We start from the raw sequence: 12,618 nt of genomic DNA on the forward strand, positions 1-12,618 counted from the left end.
TACTGTCGGGTAGGTTCGAGGGTGCTCGGGTACTGTGATGCCCACCATCGACCACTCCTGGGAGTTGCACCATGACGCCGCACACACCGTCGACCCCGACCGACGCCCCCACCACGCCGACGGACACGGATGTCGTCGTCATCGGATCCGGTTTCGGTGGCAGCGTCACGGCCCTGCGGTTGTCGGAGAAGGGGTACCGCGTCACGGTCATCGAGGCGGGTCGCCGCTTCGAGGACGCGGACCTGCCCAAGACGTCCTGGCGACTCCACCGGTACGTGTGGGCGCCCAAGCTCAAGCTGTTCGGGATCCAGCGCGTCCACATGATGCGCGACGTGATGATCCTCGCCGGCGCGGGCGTGGGCGGGGGATCGCTCAACTACGCCAACACGCTGTACAAGCCCACGAGCCAGTTCTTCAAGGACCGGCAGTGGGGTCGCATCACGGACTGGGAGTCCGAACTCTCCCCGTTCTACGACCAGGGTCGCCGCATGCTGGGCGTGGTCACCAACCCCACGCACACCCACTCTGACGAGGTCATGAAGAAGGTGGCCCGCGACATGGGCGTGGAGGACACCTTCGTCTACACCCCGGTCGGCGTGTTCTTCGGCGAGAAGACCGGCGGTCAGGGCAAGCCCGGCGAGCTCGTCCCCGATCCGTACTTCGGCGGGGTGGGGCCGGACCGCAACGCGTGCATCGAGTGCGGCGAGTGCATGACCGGCTGCCGGCACAACGCCAAGAACACGCTGATGAAGAACTACCTCGCCCTGGCCGAGCGCGCGGGCGCCCGCATCCTGGACCGGACCACGGTCAGCGACCTGCGCGAGCGCGGCGACGGCACGTGGGAGATCACCCTCGAGCGGACGGGCGCCTGGACGCGTCGTGGCAAGCGCACCACCACGGTGACCGCCGGGCAGGTCGTCGTGGCGGCCGGCACCTGGGGAACCCAGCACCTGCTCCACTACGCCAAGGACTCCGGGTCCCTTCCCAAGCTGTCGGATGCGATCGGTCGGCTCACCCGCACCAATTCCGAGGCGATCCTCGGGGCGATGCGACCGAACTACAAGCCGGAGCAGGACTTCTCCGAGGGGGTGGCCATCACGTCGTCGTTCCATCCCCGGTCGGACACCCACATCGAACCGGTCCGGTACGGCAAGGGCTCCAACGCCATCGCCATCCTGCAGACCCTGCTCACGGACGGTGACGGGCCGCTCCCGCGGTGGCGCACCCTGCTGGGCGAGGTCCGCCGCAACCCGGCCATGTTCATGCAGCTGTTCTACCTGCGCCGCTGGAGCCAGCGCTCGGTGATCGCCCTCGTGATGCAGAACCTGGACAACTCGCTGCAGACCTACGTCAAGCGCTTCGGTCCGTTCAGGTACGTCACCAGCAAGCAGGGTCACGGGGAGCCCAACCCCACCTGGATCCCCGCCGGAAACGAGGCCACCCGCAAGATCGCCGAGGAGATCGGCGGCCTGCCCGGGGGCACGTGGGGCGAGATCGCGAACATCCCGCTCACCGCCCACTTCCTGGGCGGCTGCGTGATCTCGGATTCGCCGGAGACCGGGGTCGTGGACCCGTACCACCGCGTGTGGAACTACCCGACGATGCACATCGTGGACGGATCGGCGATCTCCGCGAACCTCGGTGTCAACCCGGCGCTCAGCATCACCGCCCAGGCCGAGCGGGCCATGTCGCTGTGGCCCAACAAGGGTGAGGCCGACCAGCGCCCGGCCCAGGGCGAGGACTACCGGCGCCTGTCGCCGGTCCCGCCCGTGTCGCCGATGGTCCCGGAGGCCGCGCCGGGAGCCCTGCGGCTGCCGATCGTCCAGGTCAGCTGACGGTCTACCCGTGGTCAGGAGGCGGTGAGCCCGGTCAGGGGGCGGTGAGCTCGAGCAACTCGTCGAGCGCCGCCGCGATCCCACGGGCCACCGCGTCCGGGTCCGGCACCAGGTGTTCGCACGAGATCACCCCCAGGTCGAGCCGCCCGTCGGTCGACAGGCTGGTCACGGACAGCCCCGCACCGTGGAGCAGCGGGCCGAAGGGGTGCATGTGGGTGATCCGCGCGCCGAGGAAGTAGAGGGCGTGACGGGGGCCGGGCACGTTCGAGACGATGAGGTTGTAGATCACCGGGTGGACGTCGGCGAGTCTCAGCGCCTCGTACGCCCGCATGCCCATGTCGAGTAGCCGACGGGGGCCCATGCGGGCCCAATTGTCCAAGAGCGCCGGTCGGATGCTCGCGGCCTGGCGCTTCGTGGTCTCCGCTGCGGCGGAGATCCGCTCGTACCGTTCGACCGGGTCGGCCACATCCGTGGCCAGGGAGGCGAACATGGCCGACACCTGGTTGGCGCCACCGGTGGCCAGATCGTCTCGGGTGGACATGGGGACGATCGCCACCATGGAGGAGGCGGGGGCGTCTCCGTGGGCCTCGAGGTAGGACCTGACAGCGCCGCCGACCACGGTGAGGAGGACGTCGTTGACGGTGCCGCCGAGGCGGGCGGTGACGAGCTTGACGGACGCCAGGTCGAGTGATGCGGTGGCCACGGCGCGGTGCGGGGTGAGCGAGTGGTTGAAGAGGGTCCGCGGCGCCGTGAACGGGGCCGGCATGGATTCCCCGTGGCCGGCCCGGCCGCGGGCGCGTCTCATGGCCGCGGGGACCGACAGCGTCTCGGGGAGCAGACGGAGGAGGGCCAGGGGCCGGCCCAGCACGTCGCGGGCGCCACCGGCGATCAGTTGCAGGGTGTTGGCCCGTCCGACGTGCGTGCGCACGAGCGCGGGATCCTGGTCGGGCGTGGTGGCGTCCGTCGCGGCGAGGGCGGAGAGCAACTCGGCGCCCAGCATCCCGTCGATCACCGAGTGGTGGACCCGGCAGAACGCGCTGACGGTCGGCGCGTGCGGGTCACCCCGTTCGATGATCCAGACCTGCCACAGCGGGTGGGCGCGGTCCAGCGGGGTGGAGGCGAGTCGACCGCACGTCTCCAGCAGCTCGTCCTCGGTGCCGGCCGGCCCGAGTTCGATCCGGCGTAGGTGGTGGGTGATGTCGAAGTCGAAGTCCTCGACCCACGCCGGGTGGCCGGGGTTCCACGGTGAGTCGTGGACCTTGCGGCGGAACGGGGGGACGGCCTTGACCCGGCGGGCGAGCCCGGATCGGAGGCGTTCGAACGAGTAGCCCTCCTCGATGGTGGTCACGTCGAGGTGGACGAGGCCGTTGATCACCATCATCTGCTCGGGGGTCTCGAGGTAGAGGAAGCTCGCGTCGAGCCCGGTCATCCGTTCCACGTGTCAGCGCTCCCCGCCGGCCGCCGACCGCGCCGCCTCCCGGGTGAGTTCCAGCAGTCGGGCCATCGCCTCCCGGATCCCGGTGGCGAGCAGGTCGGGGTCGGGGGCGAGGTGCTCGCAGGCGTTGATCCCCACGTCGAGTCGACCGCCCATGGACATGGCGGTAACCGAGAGTCCGGAACCGTGCATGAGGGGCCCGAGCGGGTAGACGTGGGTGACCCGGCATCCGAGGAAGTCCAGTCCCTGACGGGGTCCGGGGATGTTCGACACGACGAGGTTGTGCACGACGGGATGCAGGTCCGCCAGGTGGAAGTCGCCGTAGATCCGCATCAGCATCTGCAGGGTCCGGGCGGGGGCGAGCGTGGCGACGTCCTGGATGAGGTCCGGCCGCATGCCGTTCCTCGACTGCTTCTTGCCCCGGCTGGTGCGGGCGGCGATGGCGCGCAGGCGCTCGAGCGGGTCGGCGATGTCGGTCCCCAGGGACGCGAACAGGACCGTCACGCGGTTGTTGCCCCGGGCGTCCTCGGCGTCGCGGGTGGAGACGGGGACCACGGCGACGAGCGACGTGTCGGGCAGGTCGTCGTGGGAGCGCAGGTACCGCCGCAGCGCGCCGCCCATCACCGCCAGGAACACGTCGTTGACGGTCACGCCGAAGGCGTCCTTGATCTCGCTGATCTCGCCGAGGTCGAGTGAGGCACCCCAGACCGCCCGGTGGGGGGTGATGGTGGCGTTGAAGCGGGTGCGGGGCGCGGTGAACGGTGCCGCCCTGGGGACGACGACGAGGTCGTCCGTGGCGTCGGCCGTGCCCGTCTCCTCCGGGGCCGGATCGTCCGACTTCTTCCTGGCCGCCGTGGCCCTGCGCAGTGCGAAGGGGAGCGCGACGAACTCGGGTACCAGCCGGGCCAGGGTCAGCGGGCGACGTACGGAGAAATCCCACCACCCGCCGGCGAGGAGCCGGATGGGGTTGGCGTTGCCCGCCTCGACGCGGACCATGTCGAGGTCGCGGGCGGAGGGCTGCTCTCCGGCGGAGGCGAACTTGCGCAGGATGTTCGCGCCGTTGGCCCCGTCGAGGATGGCGTGGTGGGCCCGGAAGTACACGACGATGGTGTCCGGTTCGGCGAGCCGCTCGAGGACCCACATCTCCCACAGGGGGCGTGACCTGTCCAGCGGGCGGCTGCCGAGGGTGCCGCACATCTCGAACACCGCGCGGTCGTCACCGGGGTGGTCCACGTCGACGCGGCGGACGTGTGCGGTGATGTCGAGGTCGTATTCCTCGACCCAGGCGGGGTGGCCGAGGTTGAGCGGGGAGTCGTAGATCTTGCGGCGGAGTTCGGGCAGTTCCTTGATCCGGCGGCCGAGCTCGGTCCGGAGCCATTCGAAGGAGTACCCGACCTCGAGGCCGGAGACGTCGACGAAGAGGACTCCGCCCACCACGAGGGGTTGCTGGGCGGTTTCCATGTACAGCAGGCTCGCGTCGAAACCGGTCATTCGCTCCATCGATGCGCTCCAGCTCTCTCGGTCCCGGGCCGGCCGGGGTCGTGGTGGGGTTCATTGTGAACCCCGGCACGGGGGATGTGGCCGAGTTCGGCGGATGGGCCGCGGGGCCTAGACTCGACCCCGTGGCCGAGAACGCACAGACCGACTCCCAGATCGCCGCCGAGGCGGTGGCGCCCCGCCCGGTACTCGTGGTGGACTTCGGCGCCCAGTACGCGCAGCTCATCGCGCGCCGCGTGCGCGAGGCGCGCATCTACTCCGAGGTGATCCCGCACACCGCGACGATCGAGGAGATCCGCGCCAAGGATCCCGTCGCCCTGGTGCTGTCCGGCGGACCCGCGAGCGTGTACGCCGAGGACGCGCCCTCGCTCGACCCGGCGGTGTTCGAGCTGGGTCTGCCGGTGTTCGGCATCTGTTACGGCTTCCAGGCGATGGCCGGTGCCCTCGGCGGTGAGGTCGCTCGCACGGGTAGCCGCGAGTACGGCCGTACCGACGTGAGCGTGTCCGGCGGCCTCCTGCACGCCGGCCTGCCGGAGCACCACCCGGTGTGGATGAGCCACGGGGACGCGGTCACGGCCGCGCCCGAGGGGTTCACCGTCACCGCGTCGTCGTCCGGTGCCCCGGTCGCCGCGTTCGAGTGCACCGAGCGGCGCATGGCCGGAGTGCAGTACCACCCGGAGGTCCTGCATTCGCCGCACGGCCAGCAGGTGCTGAGCCGCTTCCTCACCGAGGTGGCGGGGCTCGAGCCGACGTGGACCGCGTCGAACATCGCCGACCAGCTGGTGGAGGCCGTCCGCGAGCAGATCGGCGGCGGCCACGCGATCTGCGGCCTGTCGGGCGGCGTCGACTCGGCCGTCGCGGCCGCCCTGGTCCAGCGTGCGATCGGGGACCGCCTCACGTGTGTGTTCGTCGACCACGGACTGTTGCGTGCGGGCGAGCGTGAGCAGGTCGAGAACGACTTCGTGGCCGCCACCGGGGCCCGCCTCATCACGCTGGACGACTCCGACGTCTTCCTCGGGCACCTCGCCGACGTCACTGACCCGGAGACCAAGCGCAAGATCATCGGCCGCGAGTTCATCCGGTCCTTCGAGCGGGCGGTGACGCAGGCGCTCGAACTCCAGGGTTCCGGTGAGGCCGCCGCCTCTTCCGTCGACTTCCTCGTCCAGGGCACCCTCTACCCGGACGTCGTCGAGTCCGGTGGCGGTGCGGGTACGGCCAACATCAAGAGCCACCACAATGTCGGCGGCCTGCCGGACGATGTGGAGTTCACGCTCGTCGAGCCGCTGCGGTTGTTGTTCAAGGACGAGGTCCGCGCCGTGGGCCGTGAGCTCGGTCTGCCCGAGGCGATCGTCGGCCGCCACCCGTTCCCCGGTCCGGGCCTGGCGATCCGCATCGTCGGCGCCGTGGACCGCGACCGACTGGAGACCCTGCGCGCGGCGGACGCGATCGTGCGCGAGGAGATGACCGCGGCGGGCCTGGACTCCACGGTGTGGCAGTGCCCGGTGGTCCTGCTGGCCGATGTCCGGTCGGTGGGCGTGCAGGGCGACGGCCGGACGTACGGTCATCCGATCGTGCTGCGGCCGGTGAGTTCCGAGGACGCCATGACCGCCGACTGGACGCGCGTGCCGTACGAGACCCTGGCGCTGATCTCCAACCGCATCACCAACGAGGTCCCGGACGTCAACCGGGTCGTGCTGGACGTGACGAGCAAGCCGCCGGGCACCATCGAGTGGGAGTGAGCCGCCCCCGCACGCCCACACCACCCCACCGCCCCCACCGCCCGGGCATCCGCTCCCGCGCCTGAACTCTCGCTCGCGCCCCTGAACTCTCGCTCGCGCGCCTGTACGTTCCGGATACAGCCGCCCCCCGCGATGGCGTCTGGCCTGCCCCGCGGCTCACGCGAGACGCCTTCGCGGCGGGCGGCTGTCCACGCCGCCGACGAATTCGGGGCCGATGGATGGCGCAGGGGCCGTGCGGCGCGTATCGCGGTCGGGCGTCAGCGGCGGATGACCATCATCAGTCCCACGAGGACCGCCAGGACGAGTCCCGCGGCCAGCAACGCCGTCGGGGCGATCGCGGGCGCTCCCAGGATCGCCCACACCGCCACTCCCAGCGAGGTCACGCCGGCCAGGGCGAGCACCGGCGATCCGAACCGCCGGTGCTCCACCACCTCGACGGCGCCGGCCGGGGTGGTCGCGGGCTCGGGGGAGACCCCGAATCCGAGCGGTTCGGGTGTCGGGTATCCGGTGCCGTAGGGCAGCGGGTCGTACAGCTGCGGGTCGAACCGCGGCGACTGGTCGGGCGGGGCTCCCGCGGTGGAGTGGTGGCGGTCGTCTGCGGGCGTGTTCGTATTCATCGGGTGACCTTCACGCTTCCCATCTCGGTGGTGATGTCCAGGGTCAGGATTGGCCCGTCGGTGTCGGCGGGCGGGTCGGGGCAGTCGACGGAGCCGATCTCGGTCCGGCAGGCGGCCTGCACGGCGAGCCCGTCGGGCAGCAGCACCCGCACCTCACCGACCTCGTTGGTGATGCTGTAGCTGCGGTCGCGGTCCAGTTCGAGCTCGCGCATGTCGACGGTGACGGTGCCGACCTCGTGGGTGACCGGCGTGTCGAGCTGGGCGGGGGAGGTGATCTCCACCCGCTCGTCGCCGAAGGTCTCCCAGCCACCCGTGGGGACCTGGACCGACAGGGCGAGCAGCACGAACCCGACGAGTGGTCCGGCCACCACGAGCAGCCCGTACCCGCGGCGGGTGACGGCGCCGACGAGCAGCCCGCCGGCCACCACCGCCAGGGCGATCGCAGCGATGCGCGTGGTGTCGAGCCAGGTGAATCCGCCCAGCGTCGACAACCCGGTGGCGACCGCGGTCGCGATGAGTGCCAGGCCGAGCGTGACCTTGGTCAGCCGCGACCGGGGCCGGGTCGGTTCGACCGGGGCGGGGGCGAGGCCGGGTTCGGGCAGGTCCCACGCGAACGGGGCGGCGCCGAGCGGATCCCACGACGGCGGCACAGGGGGCCCGAAGGGGGCTCCGGGGCCGGAGCCGGGCTCCTGCGGGGCCCCGGGCGCGCGCCACGGTCCGGCGCCGGTGGCCGGGGCCCGGCCGCGCGACGCGTCGGGTCCGCGAGCGGCGGAGGGCCGCACCGCGGAGACCTCCGCCCACCCGGCGGGCGGTTCGGGGGTGCGCCGGTGCAGGCCGTACCAGCCGGCGAGCATCGCCGCGACCATGAGGAACCCGGCGCCGAGGAGGAGGGTCTCCCCGGAACCGCCGAAGGTGGGGGCGGACAGGAGGACGACGACGACGAGGACCACCGCGGTGACCTTGGAGCCCGACGCCCGGCCCTTCCCCAGGAGCGCCTCCCCGGAGGAGACCTCGTCGCCGGCGGAGCGCAGGAGCAGCCACATCAGGGCGTACAGGAACACGCCCGCCCCACCCCACAGTGCGGCGACGACGAACGCGACGCGGAAGAGGACCGGGTCGACGCCGTAGCGCCGACCGAAGCCGCCGCAGACGCCGGCGATCCTGGAATCGTCCGGGGTCCGGACGGGACGGGTCCGCCACAGGGAGCGGAGCTCTGACGGGAGGTCGGGGGTGCTCGTTCTGGACATGACCCCATCGTGCTCGGCGGGAGTCCGCGGCACATCGGGGTCCGACCCTGATTTCCGACCCCGAGGCCGCCGGGGAGGGAGGATGGCGGAATGGTCGACACCGTCATGGGTTTCCTGGGCTCCGACGAACAGCTGCGGCTCTTCGGGGTGACGCTGGTCGGGGTCAGCGGGCGGACCGTTCTCAAGGTGCTCCTCAGCATCCTGCTGTTCGTGCTGCTGTCGCTGTTCACGTCGATCTCGCGGGCGGTGATGCAGGCGATCACCGGGCCCGCCGGGTCCGCGTCGAGGTTCTGGACGAAGCAGAGTCTGCAGCTGTTCACCGCCGTCGTGGCCGTGCTGGCGCTCTTCTCCATCTGGGTGACCCCGGGAACCGACCTGACCGTGGGGGTCGGACTCGTCACCGCGGGCCTGGCGTTCGCGTTGCAGAAGGTGATCGCGAGTCTGGCGGGCTACTTCGTCATCCTCCGGGGGCGGGTGTTCGCGGTCGGCGACCGGATCGCCGTGGGTGGGGTCCGGGGCGATGTGATGTCGCTCGGTTTCCTGCGCACGACCGTCATGGAGATGGGATCCCCGTCGTCGATGGCCGGCGCGGAGACCGGCAACTGGGTACCGAGCCGTCAGTTCACCGGCCGGGTGGTCACGGTGTCGAACGGCGTCATCTTCGACGAGGCGGTCTACAACTACACCCGCGGGTTCCCCTTCCTCTGGGAGGAACTGTCGCTCAAGCTGCCGTTCGACGTGGATCTCCGACGTGTCGACACCGTGTTCCACGCCTGCGCCGACCGGCACACGAGGGAGCTGAGCGACGAGGCGATGGCGAGCATGCAGCAGATGAGCCGCATGTACGCGGTCGATGTCCGGGAGTTCGGGCCGCAGGTGTTCGTCTCGCTGCAGGAGGACGGGATCCTCGCCACCGTCCGCTTCGTCGTGGGCAGTCACGGTGCGCGGGCGGTCAAGGACGCCATCTCCCGCGACCTGGTCGCCGGATTGCGGGAGGGGGGTGTCTCGCCGGCGAGCGTGGCCGTGGATATCCGGGTACTTCCCGATTCCCCTCGGGGCGATGATCTGTGACGATGGCGTCCATGAGTGAGAACGCGACCGATCCCGCGCCGGCCACCGCGGTCCGGTCGGCGTCCCCGGTCGCCGGACCACCGGCGCGGCCCGCCACCGTGGCGACGACCGACTTCCGCTGGTACCCGCGGTTGACCCGGGGCAGCGACGGATCCGTGGTCGCGGGCGTGTGCGTGGGACTGGCCGACCACCTCGGGGTGCGGGTCGTCCACGTACGCCTGGTCATGGTCCTGCTGGCCACGCTCTCGGGCGCCGGCGTCGCCCTGTACTCGGCGCTGTGGGCGCTCACCCCGACGGGGCCCGCGCCGGCGGGCGCGGGCCGGGGCGACGAGCGCGAGCGCAGACGCGGCATGGCACTGGCCGTCGTGGCGGTGGCGGGCGCGGTGCTCTCGTTCATGGTGACCACCGCCACGGGACTGAGCGTCATCGTCCCCGTCCTCGTCGTGGCCCTGGGTGCCGGGCTGGTCTGGCAGCAGTACGACGGTGGGGGACGAGTCGCGCCGCGGTCGGTCTTCGACTGGGCCAGGGTCACCGCAGGGGCCACCCTCGTCGTCGTCGGGCTCGCCGTCGTCGTCCTCGGTCAGGTCGAGTTCGCCGCGCTGCGGTCGTCCCTCCTCGCGGTCGTGGCCACCCTCGTCGGCGTGGGACTGCTCAGCGTGCCGGTCGGACTGCGACTGTGGCGGTCCCTCGAGGAGGAGCGCGCGGCGCGGATCCGCGAGTCCGAACGCAGCGACATCGCCTCCCACCTGCACGATTCCGTCCTGCAGACCCTGGCACTCATCCAGAAGAGGTCCGATGACCCGGGCCAGGTGGCGCGGCTCGCCCGCCGGCAGGAACGGGAGCTCCGGCAGTGGCTGTTCGGCGCAGGCTCCCGGATGTCCTCGGGCGCGGCGACCTTCGCGGGGGCGGTCGAGGTGATGGTCGGCGACGTCGAGGACGTCTACGGACTGCGGGTGGACCAGGTCGTGGTGGGCGGTGACGGCCCGGTCGGAGACGCCGGGGAGGCCGTCCTGGGTGCCGTCCGCGAGGCCCTGGTCAACGTCGCCAAGCACGCCGGCGTCGACACCGCCGACGTGTTCGTGGAGAACGACGGACGCACGGTCAGCGCGTTCGTCCGCGACCGCGGACGCGGCTTCGACCCCGATGCCGTGGGCGGCGACCGCCACGGGCTCGCGCAGTCCATCCGACACCGCGTGGAGAGCCGCGGTGGGACCGTGCGCGTGCGCAGTACGCTCGGGCGCGGGACGGAGATCGGGATCGAGATGCCGCTGGAGGGCGAATGACGGACGGGCCGCAGGACGGGTCGGGGGAGTCGACGACGGGCGGCGGCGGGATGTGCCGGGTCTTCCTCGTGGACGACCACGCGGTGTTCCGCAGCGGGGTCCGTGCCGAACTCGCCGGACAGTCGACCATCGAGGTCGTCGGCGAGGCGGGCTCCGTCGCCGAGGCCGTGACCGGCATCGACCGGGTGCGTCCCGACGTGGTGTTGCTCGACGTGCACATGCCCGACGGCGGCGGCGTGGCCGTGCTGCGGTCGGTGCTGGGGGCCGACCCGGGCGGCGTGGCCGATCCCGCCCGCGCCCCGGAACCGACCTTCCTCGCGCTGAGCGTCTCCGACGCCGCCGAGGACGTGATCGCCGTGATCCGGGCCGGCGCGCGCGGCTACGTCACCAAGACCATCACCGGCGAGGACCTGGCCGACGCCGTGTGTCGGGTCGCCGACGGGGATGCCGTCTTCTCCCCGCGACTGGCCGGGTTCGTGCTGGACGCGTTCGCCCGCGCCTCCCCGGGCCCCGCCGATCGTGGCGAGCCCGTCCACGACCCCGAGGTCGACTCGCTCACCCCGCGTGAGAAAGAGGTGCTGCGGCTGCTGGCCCGCGGCTACACCTACAAGGAGATCGCCGAGGAGTTGTTCATCTCGGTCAAGACGGTGGAGACCCACGCCTCCAACGTCCTCCGCAAGACCCAGCAGTCCAACCGGCACGCGCTGACCCGCTGGGCGCAGTCCCGGCACCTGGACTGATCCCCTCGCCCGGCCCGGCCGGAGTGGCTTCTCGCCCGGGTCGGCTCCGCGCATCCACCCGGACCGATAGCGTGACCGGGATGAGCGAACCGCGCGACCTGCCCGTGTGCATCATCGGTGACTCGTTCGTGGCCGGATACGGCGATGACACGGGCCGCGGGTGGACCGCGCACCTGATCGAGGCCGGCCCCTCGGCCGGTGTGCACATCCACGCCGCGGTCGCCGGGATCGGCGGGGACACCTCCGAGATGATCCTGGCCCGCTGGGACGAGGTCGATCGTCGGCGGGCCGCGTTCCCCACGACCGCGGTGATCGCGGAGTTCGGCGTCAACGACGTCATGGAGCACGAGGGCGCGTTGCGTGTCGACGAGGCGGGCACCGTCGCGGCGCTGCGCGGAATGATCGACCGGGCGCCCGAGGGGCGGTTCCTCGTGGTGGGGCCGCCGCCGGTGGTGTGGGACGAGGTCAACGAGCGTATCGCCGCCCGGGCCGAGACCATGGCGCAGGTGTGCGACGAGGCCGGGGTGCCGTTCGTGCCGACCTTCGACGTGCTGCTGGCGGGTGGTCAGTGGATGCGCGAGGTCGCCGCCGGCGACGGCGCCCACCCCGGGCCCGGCGGGTACGAGCAGTTCGGCCAGGTGATCTCCGGTCCTGTGCTCGAGTGGTTGCGTCTCCTGCCGGATGTCGAGCCGGGTTACTAGCGGGAACTCTTCATGGCGGCCCTGACCGTCACCGTCGGGTCCGCCTCGAGCTCGGCCACGCGCGTCGAGTCCATCGGCAGCAGCGCGATGCGCCCGTCGGAGTCGAAGTGCAGCGCCCAGCCGTAGGTCTTGGCCAGCGGGGAGGTGCGCAGGCACGGTTGGCCCGTGGAGAAGAACCGTTCGCGTTCTGCTGCGCGGTCGACTTCGGCTATGTCCTTGCGCTGGCAGTACACGTCGAATATCAGGTCATCGCTCGTCCACCGGTAGTCCTCGCCCGAGAGTCGTTCGTACTGCAGCTCGGCGACCGACCCCTTCCCGGAGGGCGGGGCGGTCGCCGCCACGGCCCTGGCGTCCGGGGCGGGCAGGATCAGGGTGTCGGTGTAGTGGGTGGTGTGCATTGTGCGCCTCTGTTCCTGTAGCGGTCCCGGGTGTCCGGTTGTCCCGGCGGTGAGG

11 protein-coding genes are annotated in these 12,618 nt (G+C 71.5%); 6 read left to right on the forward strand and 5 right to left on the reverse strand.

Annotated features, from left to right (window positions below):
* Window positions 1-71 precede the first annotated feature (71 nt).
* On the forward strand, window positions 72-1,835 hold the full coding sequence (locus G6R20_RS12715; protein WP_163376625.1) for a GMC family oxidoreductase: 1,764 nt from the start codon (window positions 72-74) through the stop codon (window positions 1,833-1,835).
* Between the two features lie 34 nt (window positions 1,836-1,869).
* On the opposite strand, the gene G6R20_RS12720 is transcribed toward G6R20_RS12715, so the two are convergent.
* Complete coding sequence (locus tag G6R20_RS12720) at window positions 1,870-3,264, reverse strand: wax ester/triacylglycerol synthase family O-acyltransferase (RefSeq protein ID WP_240341461.1); 1,395 nt, start codon at window positions 3,262-3,264, stop codon at window positions 1,870-1,872.
* A gap of 12 nt (window positions 3,265-3,276) precedes the next feature.
* Entirely contained in the window at window positions 3,277-4,770 is a 1,494-nt protein-coding gene (locus G6R20_RS12725; RefSeq protein ID WP_163376627.1) for a wax ester/triacylglycerol synthase family O-acyltransferase, read from the reverse strand.
* A 122-nt stretch (window positions 4,771-4,892) separates the two neighbouring features.
* Here G6R20_RS12725 and guaA point away from each other — a divergent pair, with 122 nt between their 5' ends.
* Window positions 4,893-6,506: a glutamine-hydrolyzing GMP synthase gene (guaA, locus tag G6R20_RS12730; protein WP_275898250.1), complete on the forward strand. Its 1,614-nt coding sequence runs from the start codon at window positions 4,893-4,895 to the stop codon at window positions 6,504-6,506.
* Between the two features lie 257 nt (window positions 6,507-6,763).
* Here the strand turns inward: guaA and G6R20_RS12735 are convergent, their stop codons facing one another.
* Both G6R20_RS12735 and G6R20_RS12740 read right to left on the reverse strand, forming a co-directional pair.
* Entirely contained in the window at window positions 6,764-7,123 is a 360-nt protein-coding gene (locus G6R20_RS12735) for a hypothetical protein (RefSeq protein ID WP_159148598.1), read from the reverse strand.
* A complete protein-coding gene (locus G6R20_RS12740; RefSeq protein WP_163376628.1) occupies window positions 7,120-8,370 on the reverse strand; it encodes a PspC domain-containing protein in 1,251 nt (416 codons plus the stop codon). The genes G6R20_RS12735 and G6R20_RS12740 overlap by 4 nt, the downstream gene beginning before the upstream one ends.
* 90 nt (window positions 8,371-8,460) lie before the next feature.
* Between G6R20_RS12740 and G6R20_RS12745 the strand changes: the two genes are divergently transcribed.
* The 4 genes from G6R20_RS12745 to G6R20_RS12760 all read left to right on the forward strand — a co-directional run bounded on the left by G6R20_RS12745 (window position 8,461) and on the right by G6R20_RS12760 (window position 12,165).
* The gene (locus G6R20_RS12745; RefSeq protein WP_083249738.1) at window positions 8,461-9,441 is read left to right on the forward strand and encodes a mechanosensitive ion channel domain-containing protein; all 981 of its coding nucleotides are present in this window, start codon (window positions 8,461-8,463) and stop codon (window positions 9,439-9,441) included.
* 11 nt (window positions 9,442-9,452) lie between these two features.
* Window positions 9,453-10,724, forward strand: coding sequence for an ATP-binding protein (locus G6R20_RS12750; protein ID WP_163376629.1), 1,272 nt, complete (start codon window positions 9,453-9,455; stop codon window positions 10,722-10,724).
* Window positions 10,721-11,464, forward strand: a complete 744-nt coding sequence (locus G6R20_RS12755) for a response regulator transcription factor (protein ID WP_269502345.1) — start codon at window positions 10,721-10,723, stop codon at window positions 11,462-11,464. Before G6R20_RS12750 ends, G6R20_RS12755 begins: the two co-directional genes overlap by 4 nt.
* 80 nt (window positions 11,465-11,544) lie before the next feature.
* Window positions 11,545-12,165, forward strand: a complete 621-nt coding sequence (locus tag G6R20_RS12760; protein ID WP_069389174.1) for a GDSL-type esterase/lipase family protein — start codon at window positions 11,545-11,547, stop codon at window positions 12,163-12,165.
* Here the strand turns inward: G6R20_RS12760 and G6R20_RS12765 are convergent.
* On the reverse strand, window positions 12,162-12,563 hold the full coding sequence (locus tag G6R20_RS12765) for a DUF6157 family protein (protein ID WP_163376630.1): 402 nt from the start codon (window positions 12,561-12,563) through the stop codon (window positions 12,162-12,164). The genes G6R20_RS12760 and G6R20_RS12765 overlap by 4 nt on opposite strands.
* Window positions 12,564-12,618 lie beyond the last annotated feature (55 nt).

The sequence above is a fragment of the Dietzia sp. Alg238-R159 genome (assembly GCF_900537145.1).
GTDB classification, from domain to species: Bacteria; Actinomycetota; Actinomycetes; order Mycobacteriales; family Mycobacteriaceae; genus Dietzia; species Dietzia kunjamensis.